General features: G+C 58.8%; 22 protein-coding genes. 7 read left to right on the top strand and 15 right to left on the bottom strand.

Annotated features, from left to right (window positions below):
- Positions 1-3 precede the first annotated feature (3 nt).
- Complete coding sequence (locus O9H32_RS23235; protein ID WP_269868504.1) at positions 4-258, bottom strand: YuzB family protein; 255 nt, start codon at positions 256-258, stop codon at positions 4-6.
- Between the two features lie 80 nt (positions 259-338).
- On the opposite strand from O9H32_RS23235, the gene O9H32_RS23230 reads away from it, so the two are divergent.
- Entirely contained in the window at positions 339-590 is a 252-nt protein-coding gene (locus tag O9H32_RS23230) for a NifU family protein (RefSeq protein WP_269868503.1), read from the top strand.
- Positions 591-700: 110 nt separating this feature from the next.
- On the opposite strand, the gene O9H32_RS23225 is transcribed toward O9H32_RS23230, so the two are convergent.
- Entirely contained in the window at positions 701-1,498 is a 798-nt protein-coding gene (locus O9H32_RS23225; RefSeq protein ID WP_269868502.1) for an SDR family oxidoreductase, read from the bottom strand.
- A 91-nt stretch (positions 1,499-1,589) separates the two neighbouring features.
- Positions 1,590-2,333: a Cthe_2314 family HEPN domain-containing protein gene (locus tag O9H32_RS23220; RefSeq protein WP_269868501.1), complete on the bottom strand. Its 744-nt coding sequence runs from the start codon at positions 2,331-2,333 to the stop codon at positions 1,590-1,592.
- Between the two features lie 181 nt (positions 2,334-2,514).
- Here O9H32_RS23220 and O9H32_RS23215 point away from each other — a divergent pair, with 181 nt between their 5' ends.
- Positions 2,515-3,114 (top strand): hypothetical protein, encoded by a 600-nt coding sequence (locus O9H32_RS23215; protein WP_269868500.1) that lies wholly within the window; start codon positions 2,515-2,517, stop codon positions 3,112-3,114.
- A gap of 131 nt (positions 3,115-3,245) precedes the next feature.
- Here the strand turns inward: O9H32_RS23215 and O9H32_RS23210 are convergent, their stop codons facing one another.
- The 3 genes from O9H32_RS23210 to O9H32_RS23200 form a co-directional block, all read right to left on the bottom strand.
- The gene (locus tag O9H32_RS23210) at positions 3,246-4,220 is read right to left on the bottom strand and encodes a DMT family transporter (protein ID WP_269868499.1); all 975 of its coding nucleotides are present in this window, start codon (positions 4,218-4,220) and stop codon (positions 3,246-3,248) included.
- Positions 4,221-4,287: 67 nt separating this feature from the next.
- Positions 4,288-5,235, bottom strand: coding sequence for a COX15/CtaA family protein (locus tag O9H32_RS23205; RefSeq protein ID WP_269868498.1), 948 nt, complete (start codon positions 5,233-5,235; stop codon positions 4,288-4,290).
- Positions 5,236-5,743: 508 nt separating this feature from the next.
- On the bottom strand, positions 5,744-6,088 hold the full coding sequence (locus tag O9H32_RS23200; RefSeq protein ID WP_269868497.1) for a thioredoxin family protein: 345 nt from the start codon (positions 6,086-6,088) through the stop codon (positions 5,744-5,746).
- Positions 6,089-6,256: 168 nt separating this feature from the next.
- Here O9H32_RS23200 and O9H32_RS23195 point away from each other — a divergent pair, with 168 nt between their 5' ends.
- Entirely contained in the window at positions 6,257-7,102 is an 846-nt protein-coding gene (locus O9H32_RS23195; RefSeq protein WP_269868496.1) for an SPFH domain-containing protein, read from the top strand.
- Between the two features lie 12 nt (positions 7,103-7,114).
- Positions 7,115-7,315, top strand: a complete 201-nt coding sequence (locus O9H32_RS23190) for a hypothetical protein (protein ID WP_269868495.1) — start codon at positions 7,115-7,117, stop codon at positions 7,313-7,315.
- Positions 7,316-7,798: 483 nt separating this feature from the next.
- Here O9H32_RS23190 and O9H32_RS23185 read toward each other — a convergent pair whose 3' ends face one another.
- Positions 7,799-9,397: a copper amine oxidase N-terminal domain-containing protein gene (locus O9H32_RS23185; RefSeq protein WP_269868494.1), complete on the bottom strand. Its 1,599-nt coding sequence runs from the start codon at positions 9,395-9,397 to the stop codon at positions 7,799-7,801.
- Positions 9,398-9,534: 137 nt separating this feature from the next.
- Here O9H32_RS23185 and O9H32_RS23180 point away from each other — a divergent pair, with 137 nt between their 5' ends.
- On the top strand, positions 9,535-10,797 hold the full coding sequence (locus tag O9H32_RS23180) for a DUF2515 domain-containing protein (protein ID WP_269868493.1): 1,263 nt from the start codon (positions 9,535-9,537) through the stop codon (positions 10,795-10,797).
- A gap of 103 nt (positions 10,798-10,900) precedes the next feature.
- On the top strand, positions 10,901-12,511 hold the full coding sequence (locus tag O9H32_RS23175) for a DNA-binding protein (protein WP_406627367.1): 1,611 nt from the start codon (positions 10,901-10,903) through the stop codon (positions 12,509-12,511).
- 458 nt (positions 12,512-12,969) lie between these two features.
- On the opposite strand, the gene O9H32_RS23170 is transcribed toward O9H32_RS23175, so the two are convergent.
- The 4 genes from O9H32_RS23170 to asnB form a co-directional block, all read right to left on the bottom strand.
- Positions 12,970-14,640, bottom strand: coding sequence for a putative polysaccharide biosynthesis protein (locus O9H32_RS23170; protein ID WP_269868492.1), 1,671 nt, complete (start codon positions 14,638-14,640; stop codon positions 12,970-12,972).
- A 161-nt stretch (positions 14,641-14,801) separates the two neighbouring features.
- Complete coding sequence (locus O9H32_RS23165; RefSeq protein WP_269868491.1) at positions 14,802-15,284, bottom strand: DUF456 domain-containing protein; 483 nt, start codon at positions 15,282-15,284, stop codon at positions 14,802-14,804.
- 40 nt (positions 15,285-15,324) lie between these two features.
- Positions 15,325-16,068 (bottom strand): Cof-type HAD-IIB family hydrolase, encoded by a 744-nt coding sequence (locus O9H32_RS23160; RefSeq protein WP_269868490.1) that lies wholly within the window; start codon positions 16,066-16,068, stop codon positions 15,325-15,327.
- Positions 16,069-16,252: 184 nt separating this feature from the next.
- The gene (gene asnB, locus O9H32_RS23155) at positions 16,253-18,130 is read right to left on the bottom strand and encodes an asparagine synthase (glutamine-hydrolyzing) (RefSeq protein WP_269868489.1); all 1,878 of its coding nucleotides are present in this window, start codon (positions 18,128-18,130) and stop codon (positions 16,253-16,255) included.
- A 245-nt stretch (positions 18,131-18,375) separates the two neighbouring features.
- Between asnB and O9H32_RS23150 the strand changes: the two genes are divergently transcribed.
- Complete coding sequence (locus tag O9H32_RS23150) at positions 18,376-19,215, top strand: sugar phosphate isomerase/epimerase family protein (RefSeq protein WP_269868488.1); 840 nt, start codon at positions 18,376-18,378, stop codon at positions 19,213-19,215.
- Positions 19,216-19,566: 351 nt separating this feature from the next.
- On the opposite strand, the gene O9H32_RS23145 is transcribed toward O9H32_RS23150, so the two are convergent.
- The 4 genes from O9H32_RS23145 to O9H32_RS23130 all read right to left on the bottom strand — a co-directional run bounded on the left by O9H32_RS23145 (position 19,567) and on the right by O9H32_RS23130 (position 23,239).
- Positions 19,567-20,451 (bottom strand): metal ABC transporter permease, encoded by an 885-nt coding sequence (locus O9H32_RS23145; RefSeq protein WP_269868487.1) that lies wholly within the window; start codon positions 20,449-20,451, stop codon positions 19,567-19,569.
- Entirely contained in the window at positions 20,448-21,416 is a 969-nt protein-coding gene (locus O9H32_RS23140; protein ID WP_269868486.1) for a metal ABC transporter permease, read from the bottom strand. Before O9H32_RS23140 ends, O9H32_RS23145 begins: the two co-directional genes overlap by 4 nt.
- A 5-nt stretch (positions 21,417-21,421) precedes the next feature.
- Complete coding sequence (locus O9H32_RS23135; RefSeq protein WP_269868485.1) at positions 21,422-22,189, bottom strand: metal ABC transporter ATP-binding protein; 768 nt, start codon at positions 22,187-22,189, stop codon at positions 21,422-21,424.
- Positions 22,190-22,255: 66 nt separating this feature from the next.
- Positions 22,256-23,239: a metal ABC transporter solute-binding protein, Zn/Mn family gene (locus tag O9H32_RS23130; protein ID WP_269868484.1), complete on the bottom strand. Its 984-nt coding sequence runs from the start codon at positions 23,237-23,239 to the stop codon at positions 22,256-22,258.
- Positions 23,240-23,296 lie beyond the last annotated feature (57 nt).

Below are 23,296 nucleotides of genomic sequence, written 5' to 3'. Positions count from 1 at the left end.
AAGTCAGTCACCTAAGAGATCGAGCATATCCTCGATCTCTTTGATTTTGAGCAGAATGCCGGCCTCGAGTTCTTCGGCATTCTGCGCCGCCACACTCTCGCCGTTCACCAAAGCGAAGGGCGCCAAGTAACATTCGCCGCAGTTGCCAAGACAGCCATATTCGATGACATCATAGTCGGGATTCGCCTCCAGCCTCTGCATCAGCTTTCCCGTACCATGGTGCATATTGTTCGTGCAAAATTCAATAATGGGTCTCATACCGTTGCTCTCCTGCCTCTGAGCCATTTTATTTTGGGTCGGTTTGTAATATAATATAAGAAAGAAGGGAGATGATGCAAATGAGCGAGAATACACAACAAAGCACGACGATGTATGACGAGGTGCTTGAAGTTCTAGATAAACTGCGTCCGTTCCTGCAGCGCGACGGCGGCGACGTAGAGCTCGTTGATGTCGAAGACGGAATCGTCAAACTCCGCCTGGTTGGTGCCTGCGGCAGCTGCCCTAGCTCCACCATCACGCTGAAAGCTGGGATCGAACGGGCCCTGCTGGAAGAAGTAGAAGGCGTACAAGAGGTCATGCAGGTATTCTAAGAAGAACAATCCGGTCTCCTTAGAACCATCCTCCGTCATACGGAAAAGTACAGCCCTGTGCCCCGCACCATGTGCGGAAGGCGCAGGGCTATTATTTTGCGTTACCTTGCCTACTTTCCGGCTTCCAGGGTACCTGGAGCGATGTTGGCCCGGATCGGGTCCAGCCCTCCCGATACGTCCATGATGTTGCCGGTGAGAAAGTCGGACCGTTCCTCGCACAGGAATCCAATAACCCGGGCGATATCCTCTCCGGTCCCCGGACGTCCTCTAGGCGATTCCGCGTCCAGCAGATGCTCCACCTCATGAATCATCCGCTCTTTGTTATCCCCCCGGATATCTCCAGGACAGATCATATTCACCGTAATCCCACTCGCCGCTTCCTCTACTGCAAGCGTCTTCGTAAAGGACACCAGCCCTACCTTCGCTGCGGCATACACCGCACGGTGCGGCCATCCCCGCGCTTCCGACGCATGGCCGAACCCGAAGTGGATGATCCGCCCCCACTGCCTCGCCCGCATCATAGGAATCACAAGATGGTCCAAATGCATCACGCCAAGCAAGTTCCCCTGCATCAGTTCCATCATCTCGTCCGCTGCATACTCCCGGAACAGCCTCCGTTCGCGGACGAAGGGGCCGGCGTTGTTGATCAGTACATCTATATTGCCGAAGCGTGCCGCCGCTTCCGCCACGATCCGCTCCCGGTCTTCCGGCCGGGCCACACTTCCCTGCACTGTCAGGCACTCGGCTCCTCTGGCCCGAATCGAATCGCTGAGCTCCTCCGCTTCCCGCTCGCTGTTCACATAGTTGATCACGAGATTGAAGCCCTGTTCGGCCAGCAGGAGCGCGGTCATTTTCCCCAACCCCTTGGCGCTTCCGGTGACGAGTGCGGTTCTTCTTCCCTGTTCCATGACGCCTACCTCCGGACTGCGAATAGCTCTCTTGCTACCCTCTCCTTCAAAGTATAGTGGATGCCCGGATGGGATTCAACTCTCCTCTTTTCTATCTGCCCTTCTCCTGCTCCCTGGCCTTCTGTGCCTCTGCGGCAGGGGGATGTACAAGATAGCGGAAGGCTGTGGCGACGGTCTGGAAGGTCATGAGACAGCCCTCATCCAAGTCCTTCATATTGCCGCGAATATCCTCGGTCTCGATCCGGGTCCGTTCGCCGTATTTGGCCTCGGCTGCCTGAAGCAGGTCATCGAGCAGGTCCGCATTGATCGTATGGATCTCGGTGTTGCGCTGGTTGCGCAGGCGGGTAACCGGCTCCTTGTGCTTCACCTTGAGGTCGAACAGCATCTGCTCCAGATCCGGGTAGAGCCCGTTCTCATGCATATTACGCAATACCGTGAAGTAAGAGAACCGCGGTTTGATGCCTTCGGTTCTCAGCTCGAAGCGTTCGTTCATGAAATAGCCCAGCTTATCAAGAATGGCGAATAACCGGATAATGGCGTTTTTGTAGAAATAGATATGACGGTGATAATTCACGAGCTCTTCCGCCGGCATCTGATCAATGTAGGCTTTGTCCACCTGCTCTCCGTAACGGGCAGCCGCATACTGGCTTTGTTCCAATTCATCGAGGGCCCGGATAAAGCTTTGGCTCCAAATGACGAATTTACGTTCTTGCGGCGACTGTTTGGGGGATGGGATGGCAGCTAGTTTCTGCAGGTACTCCCGGATGGCCAGATTGGCCTCCTGCAGTTCTCCCGCCTCTTGACGGGGTGGTTCTCCGAATAGGGATCTCAGCATAGGTCACGTCTCCGTTGTTCGATTAGTAAAGATAAGATGTCAAGGTAGTATACCCGAAAAGGGCAGGGGTGAAAACCTGAATGGAAGCATCTGTAAATCAGTGGTATGCTGGACACAGAGCGCGCCCTTAAAATTCGATAAGAAGGAGTGATCAGCCATGCGCTGGAGCGGATTGACAAAAGTGGAGTATGATGAAAGGCTTCGTCCGGTCGACGAGAATATCGTCCAGCTGCTGAATGAACGCAAGCAGATAACCGAGAGTAAGCCGTATATTCCTCCGAAGACGATGCTCGAAGCATGGAGCGAGCAGTATGGCCTGGACTTCACCCTGCTGCAGTGGCTGTTCCATGGGTTGTTTCATACTCATAATGATTTTCAGTACCAGCCCTACGAACCCGGGGCTCTCCGTCAGGTCATCCCTCTGATGCAGACAACCCTTCAGGATGGGGTTGAATATGTACTGACGCATATGATGCAGTATGAGAACGGAAGTGAGGTCCATTTGAAAATCCAGCTTCAGGCGGAGGATGCACACCGGATCGATTCCATTCAACCGAATCTTCGGCTCGCGGTCGAACCGGCGGAAGGATATTCGATTCGGCATAACGGCTCTCAGGGCGGTGGTCCCCAAGCCCACCTGAGCTTCCTCGTCACCCCTGCCCTGCCTGACGATCTGGGCGCCGTTCGCTTCGCTCTGCTTCCTAGCTTCCGGGAGCCCCGTGTCCCACGGAAGGAGCGCGTACTGGACGAACCGGTCGTGTTCGCGACCGAGGAGGCTTAACCCTGCTCGCCCACAGGCCCTGCTGCCATGGCGCACTTCCCCTCGAAAGATAGCAATATCCAGAAAAGCTCCCTCCGCCTTTGGGCAGAGGGAGCTTTTCTGGGTCGTCTACGCCCTCCGAAGGACAGGGATTAGACCGGTTTATCCGCCGCGCCGGCAGGCGAGGACACGGAGGCTTTCATAATCTGCATCCGGTCCCGCTGAACCAGATACATGGCAAGGAGCACGCCGGCTCCTCCTACATACTGGTTCCATCCCAGTTCCTCGCCGAGCAGGACGTAGCCCGCGGCTGCGGCTGTTACAGGCAGCAGATACCCATATACAGAGGCTTTGAACGGCCCCAGCCGCGCCAGGCTCCAGTTATGGATCGAGAAGCCGGCCAGTGTCGCGAACAATGCCGTATAGGACAAGGAGAGCCAAGCCAGGTCTGTTCGGGACCAGAGGTAGGCGGCATCCGCGTTCAGGAAAAGGAACGGCAGCAGCGCTGCAGCCCCGGCCGTCATCTCCAGGGAGACGAGCAGCGTCAGGGGATAGCGCCCTACCAGTTTGTTCATCCCGATAAGATACAGCGCACCGAGAAAGCTGCGGAGCAAGAGAAGTGCGTCGCCCCGGAGCGTCTCCTGACCGAGATGGAATCCGTTCGGCCCTCCGGCCACGATCAGAATGACACTGCCAAGGGCCAGCGGGATCCCCGCCATAACGGAAGGCGTCAGCCGAAGGTCCTTAAGCATCAACGCGATGCAGGCGGTAATAACCGGCATGAAGCCGCGCCCGAGGACCGCACCGTTCGCCGAATTGGAATATTGCAGCGCATACTGCAGCACCACCTCCATGCCTACGGCCGACACAACGCCGAGCACCGCCACCATAACCAGATCCCGCGGGGCGATGTACAGCTTCAGCCGGTCTCGGTGCTTCCGGTAGTACCACCACGTGTATCCCCATAGGAACGGAAGGATGGACGTATACCGCAGGGCGCCGAAGACAAGCGGATCCCACTGGCCGCCTCCGAATTTCATGGAGCAAATGTTAATTCCCCACAGGGCATAGACGATAACGAAGCCGATATGCGGCAGCAGCCGGGATGATGATGCAGGCTCTTGCATCTTAAGTATGCCTCCCCTAAGACGGCGGCTACCGTCCTGTTGGTCTATGTAGAAAGCAGAAGAAGACTTACGGCAGCCGGGGGGCCGCGTAAGCCTGCATCGTACTTCTCTCTGCTGTATACAGCGATGTAATGCCAAGATAACAAAGAATGCCGAACAAGCACGATACCAGCACGGCGTGAAGCAGACTGGCAAGCAGATAGATGTCATGGCCGATGGCCAGAGTCACGAACCCGCCGCTCAGAATCTGCAAGATGACGAGTACCAGGGACAACCGTGCCGCCTGATAGACCGCGCTGCCGGGCGCGGCCTGCGTACGGACCACCAGGAACAGGGCCAGGAGCGACAAACCGAGAAGGGCAGCCGCAACTCGGTGGATAAACACGATGGACGTTGCCCCGACCATCTCGGGAATAACCTGGCCGTTGCACAGCGGCCAGCCGATGCACCCGCCTACGGCTTCCGTATGCCTTACGAACGCACCCAAATAGACCACGACATAAGAATAGACCACGACAGCCCAGACGGACCTTCTCACACCGCCGGAGAGGCGGGTGCCGTCTCCCTTATTCATCGCTTCGCCGTACCGGGTGAAGACCAGATACAAGAGCAGCGTGAAGGCGAACGAGAGCAGCGAAAACCCGAAGTGCAGCGCAAGCACCGCCGAGGACTGCGGCCATATGACAGCGAGCGCTCCCAGAATAGCCTGCAGTACCGTGAAGAACATCGCGCCCCCTACATACCACTTCGCATCTTTGCGCTTACTGCAGAGGAACACTAGGATCGTTGTGGCCAGAAGAATCAGGCCGACGACGCCCACCACAAATCGGTGGCTGTATTCGATAAAGGATTCAATCGTATAGGCAGGCACGAACTTGCCGTTGCATAACGGCCAATCATCGCCGCAGCCGCGGCCGGATTCCGTCTTGGTCACAAGCGCGCCCATGACCAGAATCAGAAACATTCCCGCCATGGAAGCAAAGGATAATTGCTTGAGCCATTTCTGTATCCTCATATGCAAACTTCACCCGCTTCTATTATCAGTGATGCATGCCGTGGCGAAGACAAGGACGGTTCCCCGTTCGAAATGTCGACACCATCTGACAAGCCTGAGACTCCTCTACATTATAGCGATAAACAGAAACGGAATCCATGCGCAATTGTTACAAAGCCTTGAAAGAAGAATCAGCCGGAGAGGAGTGTTCATAGAATCGAAACAGAACCCGCCTCGGGCCTGTTCAGCAGACATGACGGCCCCTTATTACTCTTCCCTTCGGAAGACAAGATAAACGGCTTCGCCGTCCTTTCACGACGATGCCCGTTCAGTAGATATGTAAGATGACAGGATCGAGCCCCGGCGAGATATACATTCTTAGCTAACAAAAAAAGCCTGCCGGACAGGCTTCCGGCAGACTGATATTCATGCATGCGGCTCAAAGCCGCCCTCCGGCCGCCGATGGCTTTCCCATTCGCCGGCGGGGGCTGCTGTGCGTCCTCCTTGTAGAGGGATGGCTTCGGACCGTTTATTGCGGCAGCGCTTCGGACACCTGAACAGCCCGGTCCAGGAACTCCTCGATCTCTTCCCTGCTCTTGCGGAGCTTGCTCACGAAGCGGATGAGCTCCTTTCCTTCACGGAAGGCGATAAAGCTTGGAATGCCGAGAATGTTGAGTTCGGAGCAGAGATCCGGCAGATCGTCTCGGTCAATGTGGATGAACGTAAGTTTGTCCCCGTAGGCTTCTTCGATCTGAGGCATGAACGGTTCGATAAAATGGCAGTCCTTGCACCAAGTCGCCTTGAATACGGCGATCGTAGGCTTGGAGGCGCCGACCTTCTCCCTGAATCCCGCATCGGTACGGATTTGTTCCATGAATGGCACCGCCTTCTATTGTTTTGCCTTAGGGTAGCATTCCCCGTTCTGTCTGTCAAACCAACGGAAGATGTCTAGGATTGGTTTACATTTATTTCAAAAAGTGATATCATATAAATATCAAAATAAGGTGTCACATCCACATGACACTTGAAGGAGTGCTGCCGTATGAAGGAAAGAAAAGCTTGGGCCGTGAGCGGATTCATGGGAATTCTGTTCGTCCTGCTTCTGTATGCCGCCGGTCTCACGCTGCTGTACACCGAGACCCTGCCTATTCTTGGAGGCCTGCTGCTCGCCGCCTCGATTCCCTGTCTGACCGGATTCGCCATCGTACAGCCGAACCAGGCGCTGGTTATTACCTACTTCGGCAGCTATGCCGGCACGCTTCAGGACAGCGGGTTCTGGATGACGGTTCCGTTCTCCGTCCGCAAGAAAGTGTCACTGCGGGTCCGCAACTTCAACAGCACCCGGCTCAAGGTCAATGACATCGAGGGCAACCCGGTCGAGATTGCGGCTGTCGTGGTCTTCCGCGTGACGGATTCCGCCAAGGCTACCTTCGACGTCGATCATTATGAACAATTCGTCGAGATCCAGAGCGAGACGGCGCTGCGTCATGTAGCGGGCAAATATCCTTATGATGCTTTCGATGAAAGCGGGTACTCGCTGCGCGGCAACTCCGACGAAGTCGCCGAGGAGCTCAGCCGGGAACTTCAGGAGCGGCTGACCGTGGCAGGCGTCGAAGTGCTTGAAGCGCGGCTGACGCATCTCGCTTACTCCACCGAGATCGCCAGCGCCATGCTGCAGCGCCAGCAGGCCTCCGCGATCATCGCGGCCCGCGCCAAGATCGTCGAAGGGGCGGTAGGCATGGTCCAGATGGCGATCGCCCAGCTCCAGCAGGAAGGCATCATCGAACTCGACGAAGAGCGTAAAGCGGCCATGATCAACAACCTGCTGGTCGCTATCGTCTCGGACCGCTCCGCGAATCCTATCATCAACACAGGCAGTCTCTACTAACAGGCCCAGAGCATGGCATCCAAAAAGCAATTTCCCCTGCGCCTGGACCCCAAGCTGTACGAAGTGCTCGAGCGCTGGGCGGAGGATGAGTTCCGCAGCGTCAACGGACACATCGAGTTCCTCCTGCGGGAAGCCGCCCTGCGGGCCGGCCGTCTTCCTTCCGCGCGGCCTTCCGAACGCCCGGGCGGCAGGGAACCGGACACGAAGGCCTGAGCCGCGCAGCAGCATAGCCAAACAGCCCCTTGATCCCCACGGAGCGGGATCAAGGGGCTGTTTGGTGTCTCTCGGAAGCGGGCGGCACTCGCGGGCTGCGGTATAGCCGGCGGTGATCCATGCCATGCCGCAGCCCGGCCAAGAGGGAGTATCGGTAGACAGGGCTGGAGAGGAAGGAACGCAGCAGCTCAAGGCGATGAGACGTGGTGAGCGTTAAGGCGGGTGAGCGTCCATCTGCCGCAGCGGCATCGATTTCTGGGGACCTGCTGCCAGGCCTTCCCCTTTTGGAACCATCGGTCCGACGCCCCCTCCCGCAGCGCCATCAGCAGCGTTCCTTTCTCTAAGGGCAGCGGGACTATACCGGTGCCCCACCTGCCTTCTATGTGTCTGGCCGCCGTTTCCTCTGCTCAGCCCGAAGCGCACACACCCAAAAACCGTACCCCGGAAGGTACGGTTTTTGGGGCTTGCTTATACCCGATAAGGCTACTCGCGTGTAATTACGACAGATTGAGTATCCTGCTCCCACTTCACGTCTGCACCCATTCCTTCGGATACGATACGGACCGGCACGTAAGTCGCACTGTTCACAAGCTGGGCCGGCTTCTCCAGCGTCAGCGTCTTACCGCCTACCGTAGCTTGGTTGCTGCCGATCGTCAGCTCGATGATCGAGCCGCTCAGCGGATCCGTAATCGTCACCTTCTTGGCTTCGGCATTCCACTTCACATCGGCATCGAGCTGCTCGGTGACGAAGCGGACCGGCACCATGACTGTACCGTTATCGTTATACGGCTGTGTGCCGTATACCTCTCCCGCCTCAGCCGCGTTCAGACGAATGTTCTTGTGCGTGACATGCAGGTCGTCCTTCAGCAGCTTGTAGAGCGTGGAATTCGGCTCCAGTGCAGCCAGCAGCCTGCCTGCGGTGAAGCGGCTCGACGGCTCCCACTCGGTTACCCCTTTGGACACATCGACTTTGGATACGGTAACCGGTTTGTTCACATTCCAGTTCTCGGAAGTGCTTGTGACTTTAATGCCCTTGATGCCGTCGCCCTTGCCTTCCGACAGCGTCAAGTTCCACTCCATCGCGGATTTGCGCGGGAGGTAGTCTTTGTCGACCCACAGATCAACCTTGAACCAATGCTGGTCGCTCAGCAGCGGCTTCAGGCCTTCACCGGTAGGGGAAGTTGTCAGGGACGCTGCCGTTTGATCATACTGGTCTACGGCCTTCTGCAGCGTGGACTTGATGTAGGTGTGAAGGAACTCGACGGCCAGCGTCTTGTTATTGAGGTAAGGAGCGATGGCCGCATTCATCTCATCACTGCCGCCCGACTTGCTCTGCTCCTCCACGACTGCCTTCACGAGCGGAGCATACAGGTCGTAGAGCGTACCGATGAACGCTTTCAGACCAGCGTCATCTGCCAGCACGTTCGTGAGGAAGCCTTTGACGATCGATACGAGCTCGCTGCCATACAGCTCGGCATGCACTTTCGTCAGGGACAAGCTCTCGCCGTACACGGTCTCCGTAACAGGGCCGGCCGTGATCTTGTTCGGATTCGGGAAGTTATTCACGAAGAAGCTGCCGAGCTCCGGCGACTTCTCCACCGCTTTCTTCGCAAGATCCTCGATCTGCTTCTGGAGCTGAACGGACAGACCTACTTCGCCCGCTGCGCCCTGCGGGAATGCCGCCGGGTTGTTCTTGAACACGATCGGCTTCTTCGCTCCCTCGAGCCACACGATGTAGTCCATCTCGGACACTTCCAGATGGAACGGAATCTTCCCCTTGGAGTATTCCAGGGTTCCTTTGAGGGAGGCATGCAGGGCATCCTGCGTTTTGGCCTCCGTAATGTCGAGCTTGATCTTGCCGAAGAGCTCGAGCGCTTTCTTCTGCTCGGCAGTCGTGGTAGCAGAACCATCCGGCGTCAGTTCAAAGGCAACCGTCGAGCGGCCTTCCCCCGACTTCACCGCGAACGAGCCATTCAACACTTTGTTCACATCGACACTCGAAACCGGCTGGCAGCCCGCCAGGACAAGCAGTGCGCCTGCCAGAGCGGCGCTGAGCTTCATGCTCCAATTTTTCCTTTTCATACAAACCTCCTGGAATCATAAGAATAATGTGTAAAGAATTTCATAACCCTTTGTACGCACCGGAATCCAAAACGTTGCACTTTTGATACATAAATGTATACGAATTGTAGCTAAAGAAACCTTTAGGTGGGATGAGATTGACTATCGGCAATCACCGCTGGAGCGGTAAAGACCTGCTGAAGAAGCTTGCGGAGTGGCCGGAGGAAGCCGTCGTGTGGGTGAAAGCCAAGCTGCATACCGGAGCCTACGAAAAAGCGCTGCTCGATACTTCCTTTTCTCTGGAGGTGCCTTCCTCTGCTGTAGAAGCGCTGGGTCAGCGATTGAAGGCGCTGCCGAATCCGGCCAAGAAACCAGGCCCCGCCTATGCAGGGCTGGAGGACCGGCTCCTGATCGACCGGATCCGCGGGGAGAGCCAAGGGTGGAACCGCAACAATGTCACAAGGACGGAAGCTTACGGCCGTATGTATGCGCGGCATCCCGAACTGCACTGGGCCCTGCTGGCCCATATGGTCTCCCGCAACGGAGGATGGAGCATGACGGACCTGCAGGGCGAACTGCTCCCCTATCTGCTTAGCGAGGAGCAGCGCCGGAATGTATTCGCGTTCCTGGAACGGGCCAATGCCCTTATTTTCCGGGACGCGTACGCCCAGCTGCTGCTCTACGAGGAGAGCCTACGGCAGCGGCGTCCGCTGTTCCACCTGCTGCCGCTCTTGGGCGTATCGCGTTTTATGTGCGGAGTCTGGGAGCAGTTCTGGGAAGACCGCAGGTCTGTGCCGCTGACCATCGGCCTGATCGTGAACGAACAGCATTATATCGAAGACCGGGTTGTCCGCCACCCCCTCTACCGCCGTACCGTGCTGGACACGCTCTTCTTTCATACCCAATCCCTCCTGCAGTTGAATCATGTCGTGTTCCCTTACCGGGAGGGCCGTCTGATCCGGCTCGCCGGGGTGACCGTGGAAGACTTCAGCAGCAAGAAAGAACGTATCGAAGTCGGCAAAAAACTATACGGTATTCTGTTCGGTCTGCCGGCCGTGCATCAAGGCGTGCTGCGCTTCGTCTCCGGAAGCAGGCATACAGGATCGCGTGCCGACTTCTGGCCCCACTTGTTCGCTCCCAAGAGACAAGGGCCTCGCATCCCCCGCGGCGAATTGAAGGAACGGCTGGACGGCTGCCGGCTGCGGCCCGGCGCTCTTCCGCTGTACAGTCCCTCGCTGCAGTCTGCCTGGAGCGACCGCCCTATAGCCCCGTCCGAGCCCGGCGATTGGTTCCGTACCGAGGAGGTGCTCGCTTACTTCCGGACAGTCGAGCCTCCGTCATCCTTCGAGATGACCCAAGCCTACGGCACGGGCCTCGGACGAATCGAACTCGCGGTATTGGCCGGAGACCTGCTGGAATGAAGCGAGGAACTAAGACCTTTATAAAAGATTAAAACCATGTCCCACCCCTTTGTGGTACGATGAAGAAAGAGGGTATTCCTGACGTAAATACTCAAATTTAGGAATGACTGGGAGGAAGATAACGTTGAATTGGAAGAACACGAGAAAACTGCTGCGCCGAATTAGCGGATGGATGATGGCAGGCGGTCTGGCCGCTGCCGTATCGCTGCCTGCGGCAGCTCTGGCCGAAGGGCCGAACGATCCGGCTCCCGTGCTGAACCCCGCAAGCCCGAACGGCAAGAAGGTGCTCTTCGACAATACGCACGGCCAGACGGCCGGCGCGGCGGACTGGGTGATCGACGGCGGGTTCTCCGATTTTGCGAATGCGCTGGCAGGCAAGGGCTATTACGTGAAGGAGCTGCGCAAAACAACGCCTCTGGTTGCCGGCGACTTGACCGGCTACGATGTGGTGGTGCTCGGCGAAGCGAACATTCCGTATAAAACCTCCGAACAAGCGGCGCTGCTGCAGTATGTGCAGGGCGGCGGTTCGCTCTTCTTCGTCTCCGACCATTACAATGCGGACCGCAATAAGAACCGCTGGGACGCGTCGGAAGTGTTCAACGGCTACCGCCGCGGGGCATGGACGAATCCGGCCAAGGGCATGAGCAGCGAGGAAGCCTCTTCTGCCGCTATGCAGGGCGTAGCCAGCTCCGACTGGCTGTCATCGAACTTCGGGGTGCGGTTCCGCTACAACGCCATCGGCGACGTAACCGCCAACTCGATCGTCGCCCCGTCGCAGGCGTTCGGGATTACAACCGGCGTCTCCACGGTTGCCATGCATGCGGGCTCGACCCTTGCCATCACGGACGGGAACAAAGCCAAGGGCATCGTGTATCTGCCGTCGACCACGGCCAAGTGGAGCAATGCCGTAGACCAAGGCGTGTACAACGGCGGAGGCAAAGCCGAAGGCCCTTACGCCGCTGTGGCGAAGGTAGGCGGAGGCAAGGCCGCTTTCATCGGCGATTCCTCGCCAGTGGAAGATGCGACGCCGAAGTACAAGCGCGAAGAAACAGGCGCGTCGAAGACGACGTATGACGGCTTCAAGGAACAGAACGACGGCACGCTGCTCGTCAATATCGTGAACTGGCTGGCGGCCAAAGAAAACTACACATCGCTGAGCCAGGTTCCGGGCCTTACGCTCGACCAGCCGACCGCACTCTACAGCTGGGAGCAGCCATCCGCATCCACGGAACCGCAGGCTGAGCCTTGGGCGACACCGGCAGCGGGCTACAAATGGTGGGACCCGTCAACGTTCAAAGCAGGCTCCTACGGCGCCGGCACTACACCGGGCGGCGGCGGTGGAACGCCTACGGCAGCCTACGGGTTCGTTCATCAAGCGCAGCTCCCGAACAACGCCGTATTCCAGATCAAGGTCGTCCTGAACGGCCTGACGCCCGGCAGCACCGTCTCCGGGTACGATCTCGGCATCTACACGAGCTCCGGCACCCAGGTAGCCAAAGTGCAGAACAGCAGCGGCACTTGGCCTTCCTCCTACGGCTACAGCGCCACCTTCTCGGTGACGGCGGATGCCGCCGGACATGCCGAGAAGATCGTGAACGTACAGATCAACCCGAGCGCTTCGGGCGCGGGCAGCCTGCGTCTGCGGCAGAACGGCTCCGCGAAGTTCACTGAAGCGGTGACAATCGCGAACGTACCGGCCACGCCGCTGCCATAAGGAATGTCTACCTGTACGCACACGGCAGCTTGCTCTATGACCGTCCGGCATCACAAACCGGATGGCAGGCCGCCGGTCCCGAGGTTCGAGACCGGCGGCGGCGGCTATACGGCTTCTACTTTGCAATGAGATACGTTCCAGGCCACACCTGGGCCGTCCTTGAAGGATGGCCCAGGTGTGGCCTGGAACGTGTGAAGCCGTATGAGCCAAGCGATAACCATTGGACTTGCTGCACGAAAGAGCCCTGAACCGTTTCCTCCGTAGAGGAGCCGGTTCAGGGCTCTTTGCTTATGAGCATGTAGTTAGTGGAGGCCGGTTCTTCTGCCACTGCCATGGCATATCTCAAGGCCCTGAGCATAAGCATCGCGCCTCCCGGCATGTCGCTGAACTAAGACACGATGCGCTGCCCTATATGTAAACGCCCCGCCTTGATACGGTTCCGGGCACCGCGGCTGCCGTCAACCGTTCTGCCCGGCCCGGCCGAACCGGCGCTGAAGCGGCTTCGCCAGCTTGCGCAGCGGCCCCGGCATGCGGTCCAGATCCTGCAGCGTCATGACGCGCGTCAGGAACAGCAGCAGGATGTAGGCCGTGCCAGTGACAGCGCAGACGACCGCAGCCTGCAGGAAGCTGTCCGCCCGCAGGATGCCGAAGGGATTCAGGTTATCCCGGCAGAAGACGTCGAGCGCGATACCGACACCGGCGACAGCCGCTGTGGAGACAACAAGGCCCATCCAGCGCTGCGGCGAGAACACCCGGTAAGCTACCGCCCCGCGAAGTACGCTGAGGTTGATTGCGGCCATCACGATGAAGCAGAGTGCGGTAGCAGCGACCAGGCCGTAGATGCCCAGCAGCGGGGCCAGGAAGAAGCTGGCCGCCAGCTTGACCGCGATCCCGATGCCGACGCCGGCCATCAGCGGCTTCATCCGCCCCATCCCCATGAGGACGGCTCCGGAGGTCTGCATCACGATCTGGAAGATCGCGGTGATCGTAAGTGCCGCGATCACACCCGGCGCAAACCTATCGTCGATCAGCGTCCCTGCTTCGTTCTCGAAGATGAAGAAGTTCAACGGCCGGGCGGCCAGCGCGATCACAAGAACGACGGGCAGTCCGGTCAGAATCGACAGCTGCAGCACTTTACCTGTCTGCTCCGACACCTGCTTCATGTCGTTCTGCGCGAAGGCCGACGAAATGATCGGTACGACCGACTGGCTGAGCGCCACGGCCAGAATGATCGGAATGCCGGCCAGCGATTGGGCCTGACCGGTCAGAATCCCGAGCACCCGGCCGGCATCCTCCACGCCCATCGCTTCCTTGAGCAGCGGAGTAGCCAGCCACGAATCGATCAGATACACCAGTGTCACGGTGACCGAGAAGATCACGATCGGCACGGACAGACGGAACAACTGCCTGTAGACCGAACCCGCGGTCAGTGCGGCCGCGGCAGCCTTCTGCTCCGGCGGCACAGGACTGCCGTCCCTCTCCTGCTGATCCTGTCTCCGGAGCTTGCGGCCGTAGTACAGCATGACCGCCAGAGCGGCCACGCCGCCGACGACACCGCCGAACGAAGCGCCGGCGACGGCATACTCCAGGCCGCGACCGAGCAGCAGGTAAGCCAGCGCCACGGAAGTGACGACGCGGAAGATCTGCTCGATCACCTGCGAGATCCCGTTCGGTGCCATCATCCGGCGGCCCTGGAAGTAGCCCCGCATGATCGCGATGACGGGGAACAAGAGCAGCGCCGGGGCAATGGCCCGAATGGCCATCACGGCCTTCGGCTGCTCGCTGCTTGCCGCGAACGCGGGGGCTACGAACCATAGAATGAGGGCCATGACAATACCCGCTCCCACCGCGAACTGCAGCGCCGCCTTGTAGATCCGGTCGGCTTCGGCATACCGGCCGAGGGCGGTCCGCTCGGAGATCATTTTGCTGAGTGCGCTCGGGATGCCCGCCGTAGCCACCACAAGAAGCACGGAATAGAGATTGAACGCAACCCCGAACGGGGCCATTCCCGCCATAGTAAGCAGCGCGACGAGCGGAATCCGCTGAATCACGCCAAGCGCCCTGGCCACGAGGGCAGCCAGGGACAGGATCAGCGTTCCTTTCACTAACGAATCTTTAGATGATGACACAAGGTTCCCTTCTTCCCCATGGACCGCTTCCTTCCATCACTTGGATCCTGCCGAACCCACGGTAAACGCCAGCCCTCGCCATTTTTGAGGGATGCTGTACGTCTGCCAAGAACGTGCGAAACGGTAGAAGCGGCGCGATATCCATACTTATTACATTTGTATTAAAAAACCAGCCAGACAACAAACAGGACGATCATCAGTCCTTGCAGGAGTACCTTGGTCACGAGACCGGAGAAAAAACCGACGAGCGCGCCGACGCCTGCGCGTACGGCCTGCTTCATCTCGGTGCCCGTCACGAGCTCCCCGATGACCGCTCCGAGGAACGGGCCAATGAGCAGCCCCGCCACTGGAATAAGGAACGGCCCTACGATCAGCCCGATGGTACTGCCGATGACCGAGGCCCGCTTGCCCCCGAACTTCTTCACGCCGACTGCGTTCACTGCATAATCGGCGACCATCAAGACCGCTACCAGCGTCGTCTGCGCGATCCAGAACCACCAGCCGAATGGCTCCCAGCCGATCATGAAGCCATAGACGAAGAAAGCGGCATAGATGGCCAGGGCTCCCGGCAGGATCGGGTACACGGCTCCCGCCATGCCCACCGCAAACAACAGAACGATAATGGTCCAAGCAGCAATGGTCATTTGCTGATTCCCCCTTCTTCTGTGCTACTCCAGTTCGATTTTAGGTTAATACATACTCCCTGATAATGCGCGCCACGCCGTGTTCTTCATTGGTTACCGTGACCGTGTCGGCCAGCGCCTTCACTTCTTCCTGGGCATTGCCCATGGCCACGCCCAAGCCCGCCGCGCGGATCATCGCCACATCGTTGAGGCTGTCACCCATAGCGATCACTTCGTTCATAGTAATGCCGAGCATGCCGCATACCTGCTCGAGCCCGCTCGCCTTGCTGATCCCCTTCGGATTCAATTCCATGTTGAACGGATGGGAATTCGTAATTTCCAGGAGATCCCAGCTTTCGATTTCCTTGCGGATGACTTCGAGCACTTCGGCATTCTCGATGTAGTAGCCGAATTTCAGCCACTCGTTCTCTTCAATCTCCGTCTCCGTAGCCCAGCGGTCCTTGTTGTAAATGTCGCCGACGCTGTAGGCCCAGAACCACGTATCATACTGCACCGAGAGCTGGTGCATCCGCCGGAGCAGTACACGATCGAGCAGATGGCGCTGGTGCAGCACCCCCGGGGCTTTCCAGATTTCGCTCCCGTTGACGGTCACGATTGGCGACTTCAAGCCGAGCTCTTCCACATACGGCAGCGCATTCTGAATGCCCCGGCCGGTGGAGAAGGCGACGGTTACGCCCCGGTCTGTCGCTTCGAGGATCGCGGCCCGGTTCTCCGCGGAGATGCTCTTGTCGTCGGTCAGCAGGGTGCCGTCGAGGTCTAGCGCAATAAGTTTATAACGTTGCATGGGGCTTCCTCCATAAGAGAAGCCCGGCGGTCAGGGCGCGGGAGGGGAGCTTGGCAGCCCCCTTCCAGGCCCCTTAGCCGGCGGACTCCGATTCTATTTATTGGTGCGTCAGCCGCCCGTACGCCAAACTGACCGGCGCTGCCGCCGCTAGGCGGACAGGCCGGTCGGAAGGTGAGGCTGCCGTCTACTGAGCATGAGCGAGGGAAGGGCTCGGCAGTTCCTCCATGTAGGTGTTGTGCCAGAGGGCAAACATGTAGACTGTCCAGATGCGGCGGGCATAATCGCCATGGCCGCTGCGGTGGGCGGACAGCATGTTCCGGACGGTATCCATGCGGATGTAGTCCTCAATGCCGCTGCCTGCGATCTGCTCCATGATGATATTCCCCTGCGGCCCTTTCATCCAATCGCGCATTGGCACGGGGAACCCGAGCTTCGGCCGGTTCAGGATGTTGTCCGGGATGATGCCTTCCATCGCCTTGCGGAACACATACTTGGTCGTCCCCCCGGCAATCCGATATTTCGCCGGGATTCGGCGGGATACTTCGTAGAGTTCCACGTCCAGGAACGGCACACGCAGTTCGATCGAATGCGCCATGGTCATTTTGTCGGCTTTCATGAGAATATCGCCAGGCATCCACAGGTTCATGTCAATATACTGCATACGGGATACCGGATCCAGATGCTTACTCTTGTCGTAGAAGGTCTTGGCAATCTCCACGGGATTCTTGTAGCTGCGAAGCATATCGCGGTCGACGCGAACCAGCTCCGCCTTCATATCCTCGCTGAAAATCTTGGCGTTGCCGAGGAAACGCTGCTCAAGCGGCGTGGTGCCCCGCAGCAGGTAATTCCGGCCTTTGACGCCTTCCGGCAGAAGCCGGGCCAGTGCGTTCAGCATGCGCTTCACCGCAAAAGGCATCCGCTCGATCGGCGCCAGCGAATTCGGCTCGTTGTAGATGCGGTAGCCGCCGAACAGCTCGTCCGCCCCTTCTCCCGAGAGGACGACCGTCACTTGCTGGCGCGCCAGCTGCGCCACATGGTAGAGGGCGATCGCCGACGGATCGGCCACCGGCTCATCCTGGTGCCAGACCGCCTTCGGCAACGTGGCGAAGTAGTCCTCCTGCGTGATCACCTTCTCATAGTGCTCGGTTCCCAGCGCCTGGGCGGTCTGCCGGGCGATGATCGTCTCGTTGTTCGCCCCTTCAAAACCGACGGAGAAGGTGCGGATCGGCTCGATGCGTCTCATGTGGGCGGCGATGGCTGTAGAATCGATCCCGCTGGAGAGGAAGCAGCCCCGCTCCACATCGCTCTGCATGTGGTGGACGACGGAGTCTTGCAGCTTCTCGCGGATCTGCTCAATGCACGACTCCAGCGACTGCTGCTCCTGCGGCTCCAGCATGGAGTCCCAGTACTGGCGGATCTTCATGTCCCCGTCTGCCGTCACCGTGATGCTGTGGCCCGGCGGCAGCTTGAAGATGCCCTCGAACATCGTGGTCGGCTCCGGCACGTATTGGAACGTGAGATAGTTGAGCAGGCTCTCGGTGTGGATCGTACGCTCCACGCCGGCGGCCAAGATGCTCTTGATCTCGGAGCCGAACAGGAACCGGCTGCCGTCTTTGCGGTAATAGAACGGCTTGATCCCGAAGTGGTCCCGTGCCCCGAAGAGTCGCTTCTTGCGCTGATCCCAGATGACGAACCCGAACATCCCGCGCAGCTGCTTCACGCAATCCTCGCCGTATTCCTCGTACATATGTACAATAACCTCGGTGTCGCTGTGGGTTTTGAACTGGTGTCCCTTTGCCTGCAGCGTGTCCCTCAAATGTTTATAGTTATAAATCTCGCCGTTGAAAGCGATCCATACCGTGTCGTCCTCGTTGGCCAGCGGTTGGTGTCCTTCCTTCAGATCAATGATGGACAGGCGGCGAAACCCCAGCCCGATGCGGCTCTCGCTCCAAAATCCGATATCGTCCGGTCCCCGGTGCTCGATACAATCGGTCATGCTCTTCAGCAGGGACGGGGACGGTACGCGGTCCTCAAAATACATCACGCCGGTGATCCCGCACATATGGTGTTCTTCCTCCTCAAGCTGCGGTGTCCGCATGGCGGCGCGCCGTCAGCGCATACGTAATAGTCCGATACAACAGTATACCATATTCGCAGCGTTTTCAGGAAATGGCGTCCTTTTGCACGGGAATGTCGTGATTTCCGAGTAGACAGCCTGCGGCCGGTTCGTTAGAATGAAGGCGCCTAAGGGCTGCCCGTCCAGAGGTTGTCCCTATCTATCGTACGTGGAAAAGGAGCGTGTTCTTCATGATCAAAGGACTTACACGGGCCGGACTCGGCCAACCCCCTCCCCTGCCCGCATTCGTCTCCCTTGCCTCCCGCTACGGGTTCGGTGCCGTCGATGCCGTCGGCTCGGAGCTCGAAGAGTGGATCGATGCCGCCGGCAGCGAAGTGGTTCTGCAGGAACTGCAGAACCAGGGCGTGATCATCGGCGCCATCGGCTTGTCTCCGGAATGGAGACAAACGGAGGACGTGTTCCGCGCCGGCCTCTCCCGCCTAGCCAAGGACGCTGAAGCGGCTGCCAAGCTCGGGGTAACCTCCTGCTGCACTTATGTGCTGCCCTCAACCGACTACCCTGCGGCCCGTTTCATGGCTGTCGCCACCCGCCGGATGCGTACCTGCGCCGAGATTCTCGGTGCATATGGCATTCGTCTCGGTCTGGAATTCGTAGGCCCGCATCATCTGCGCACCCGGTGGAAGCATCCGTTCATCTGGACAGCCGGGGAAACGCTCGAATGGATCGATGCGATCGGATGCAGCAATGTGGGGCTGCTGTACGATGCCTATCATTGGTATACGACCGGAGGCACGCTAGAGGATATCCGCAAGCTGCGGGCGGACCAGATCGTGCATGTGCATATCAACGACGCCAAGGATGTGCCGCTGCCCGAGGTGCTGGATAATGACCGCGTCTACCCTGGCGAAGGCGTAATTGACCTCGCCGCTTTCCTGCAGGGGCTGCAGGAGATTGGCTACACGGGCGTGGTCGCGCAGGAAGTGCTGACGGCGCAGCCGTCTGCTGAGCCGGTGGAGGAGCTTCTGGTGCGTTCGCGGGAAGGGTTCGGGAAGGTTTGGGGACGCTCGTAGGAGGCTCGTGATACCCTTTTTGAGATACTCGTAATACCCTTTTTGCGTTCCTTTGAGCTTCGCTCAAAGGTCACTTTCAAAAAGGGTATACTTCGCTGTGCAGGGGGAAGGGCAAGGACGAGTGCAAGGGCAAAGCAAGTGCCTAAGCGAAGGCAAGAGCACAGACAATAGCAAGAACAACAGCTATGACAAAGAACGAAGCATAACACAGCCCACACTTGCCAACCCGTTCCCAGCATTTGCAACCCGCAAACCCATGCAGACCCTACCACAAAAGGCTCCTTCCCCATCACAGGGAAGGAGCCTTTTGCTTGTGGATTCAGCCACGCTTGGCGCACGGGCGTAGAAGACTCAGTAGGTCCCGGCAGCGGTGCTGCGCTTCTGTCTCCACTTGCGGACGAGAACGCCGTGCGAGGGGGAGAAGAGCAGGGCCAGGACGAACAGGGCGCCGGCCATGGTGATCATGCACCCTGCAATGGAGGCATCGAGCGAGACGGAGAGATAGTATCCCGACACGGCGCTGAGGATGCCGATGCCCATGCTGTAGAAGATCATGCGGCTGAGCACTTCGGTCAGCAGGTAAGCCGCTGCCGCGGGGACGACCAGCATACCGACGACGAGGATCGCACCGACGCTCTCGAAGGAGGCGACGGTCGTCACCGATACGAGTCCCATGAGCAGATAGTGGAACAAGGCTACCGGGATGCCGACCGCGGCCGCCATGGCCGGGTCGAACGCGCAGATTTTGAACTGCTTGTAGAACAGGCCGATACACAGCACGCTGAGCGTCAGCACCAGCCCGAGCCCCCAGACCGCCTTGGGACCTATGTCTATGCCGCCGAGCTGCAGCGTCTCCCATGGGACGGCGATGATCTCTCCATAGAGGACGCAGTCGAGATCCAGATCAACTTGACGCGTATACATAGAGACGAGCAGTACGCCGAGCGCGAACAAGGCGGTGAACACGACACCGATCGAGGCATCGGACTGCACGCCGCTCTGGTGGAACCACTGGATAAGGAATACGGTCAAGAGGCCGATCACGGAAGCGCCCAGCATCATGAACAGCGAGTCCCGCGAGCCGCTGATGAGGAAGGCGATGACGATGCCCGGCAGTACGGAGTGCGAGATCGCATCGCCGATCATCGCCATGCGCCGCAGTACCAGGAAACAGCCGAGAATGCTGCAGGAGCAGGCCACCAGGCAGGCCGTAAGAATAATCCAAAAGTCATTCATGGCCTTCCCTCCTCTCCTGCGGCCGAGACCGGCTGCTGCACGCTGTTCAGGCGCACCTGCGGCTGCTGCACGCTGACGACGTTTCTTTTGACCGCCGTCCGCTCCAGCAGCTTCGCTACGAGCCCCCGCCGGGGAGCGAAGAGCACCGACACGACGAACAGCGCCGTTGCCGACAGTACGCTAAGCGGCCCGGTCGGCAGGTTGTTGGCCGCCCCGCTGATCCACGTGCCGAGGAAGCCGCTCACCGCGCCGAAGAGTCCGGACAGAACGACCATCACTCCGAGGCGCTCCGTCCAATAGCGTGCCGACACGGCCGGCGTGATCAGCAGTGCGGACATCAACACGACACCGACGGTCTGAATGCCGACCACGACGGCTACGACGATCAAGAACATCATGAATTGGTCGAGGAAAGCGACCGGCATCCCAATCCCCTTGGCAAAACCCTGGTCGAAGCTCAGCAGCTTGAATTCCTTGAAGAGCAGCGTGCAGACGAGTACAAGCAGCGCAGCGACCACGGCCATCGTCACGACATCCTTGAAGACCATGGAGGCGGCCTGACCGAACAGGAACTTGTCGAGGCCGCTCTGGTTGCCGCTGCCTTCATGCTGAATCTTGGTCAACAGCACGATGCCGAGACCAAAGAAGACGGAGAGCACGATCCCAAGGGCCGAGTCCTGCTTGATCCGGGTATGGCGCGTCACATAACCGATACCGAACGTGGCGGTCAGTCCGGCGAGGACGGCGCCGATCAGGAAGAAGAAGATCGACTTCGACCCGGTGAGCATGAAGGCGATACAGACGCCCGGCAGCGCGGCATGGGCCAGGGCATCGCCCATCAGGCTCTGCTTGCGGAGATACGCGAAGCTGCCGAGCACACCGCTGCTGAGACCAAGCAGCATGCTGCCGAGCAGAATCCACTGGGCGTTCGGGTCCCGGAACATCTCGAAGAGTAAGGTCAGCATGGCGTTCACCTCGCCTGGACGATGACTGCCTCATCGTCCCGGTCCAAGAGAGCAAGCCGTCCGCCGTAGGTCCGCTGCAGATGCTCTTTGGTGAACCATTCACTGACCGGGCCGATGCCCATCAGCTCTACATTCAGCAGCATGATCCAGTCGAAGTACTCCTTCACGGTAGCCAGGTCATGATGGACGACCAGCACCGTCTTGCCCTGCTTCTTGAGCTCGTTCAGCAGGGTGATGATCGCCTTCTCCGTAGCCGCATCCACGCCGACGAAGGGCTCATCCATGAAATACAGTTTGGCATCCTGCGCCAAAGCCCGCGCCAGGAAGATGCGCTGTTGCTGCCCGCCCGACAGCTGCGAGATCTGCCGTCCGGCAAAGTCCGCCATGCCGACCTTCTCGAGGCAGTCCATGGCAATGCCCTTCTCTCTGGCTCCCGGCCGCCTGAACCAGCCTAGATGGCCGTAGCGGCCCATGGTCACGACATCCAGGGCCGAAGTCGGGAAATCCCAATCCACCGATTCGCGCTGCGGGACATAGCCGATCAGCTTGCGCTGTTCCGCATACGGCCGGCCGTAGATCGATACTTCGCCGGTCACGCGCGGGATGAGACCGAGAACCGATTTGATCAAAGTAGATTTGCCCGCACCGTTCGGTCCTACGATACCGATCAGCTTTCCTTCCGGAATCTCGAATCGGATATCCCGCAGCACCGGCTTCTTCTGATAGGCTACCGTCAAGCCTTCTACCGATAACGGTGATAATGATACTCCCATAACGCTTCCGCTCCTCTGCCCTGCCGGCGCTCTCGGGCGCCGCTCGCTTGATATGTGGGGACACCCTTATTTCAATGCCTTCACGATCGTGTCCACATTATGACGAACCATGCCTAAGTACGTCCCCTCGGCCGTTCCCTCCGCCCCCATCGCATCGGAGAACAGCTCCCCGCCGATCTGTATGTCATGTCCCTGCTTCTTGGCCCCTTCGATCATCGCTTCGATCGACTTCTTCGGGACGCTCGACTCGACGAACACTGCCTTGATCTTGTGCTGTACGAGATAATCGCGCAGGTCGATCACATCCTTGGAACCGGGCTCCGAGGCGGTCGAGATGCCCTGCAGCCCCATGACCTTAATCCCGTAAGCATCCCCGAAGTAGCCGAAGGCGTCATGCGCGGTGACGAGTACCCGCTGGGACTCCGGTATCGTGGCGATCTGCTCTTTGGCATAGGTGTCGAGTTCCTTGAGCTTCGCAAGATAGGCCTCGGCGTTCTTCCGGTAGGATTCCGCATGGCCCGCATCCACGCGGGCCAGTTCGTCCCGGACGGTCTCGGTCGCCGACATCCAGTGCTTGACGTCGAACCAGATATGCGGGTCATGCGAAGCGGTGCCGTCATCCATACTGCGTAGCTTCGACTCCGGAATGTTCTTCGAGACCGCCACGGTTGGCTTCGATTTCTGCATGTTCTCGAAGATTTCGACCATCTTGCCTTCCAGATGCAGTCCGTTGTAGAAGATAATGTCCGCCTGCTCGAGCTTCTTCACGTCCCCTTGGGACGCCTTATACAAATGGGGGTCCACCCCCGCTTTCATCAGCCCGGTCACTTCCACGTCATCTCCGCCAACTTCGCCCGCGATATCCGCTATCATGCCGGTCGTCGCCGTGATCTTCACTTTGCCGGATGCCCCGGCACCGGCAGCTTCATCCTGTCCGCAGGCCGTGAGGCTGACGGCCAAGCCCAGGAACAGAATCGTCATGATGAACCGTTTCCATGAGGACGGCATGGGAGTCTTCGGTTTCACAGCCTTCGCTCCAATCTTTGTCATAGTATTATTCCTCCATATATATGGTGTCAAAAAGTTGTCTTAGACCTTAATTGTTGT

The sequence above is a fragment of the Paenibacillus caseinilyticus genome (assembly GCF_027533645.1).
GTDB lineage: Bacteria > Bacillota > Bacilli > Paenibacillales > NBRC-103111 > Paenibacillus_G > Paenibacillus_G caseinilyticus.
The sequence above is the reverse complement of the archived record's forward strand: the minus strand, read 5'-3'. Positions and strand labels throughout refer to the sequence as shown.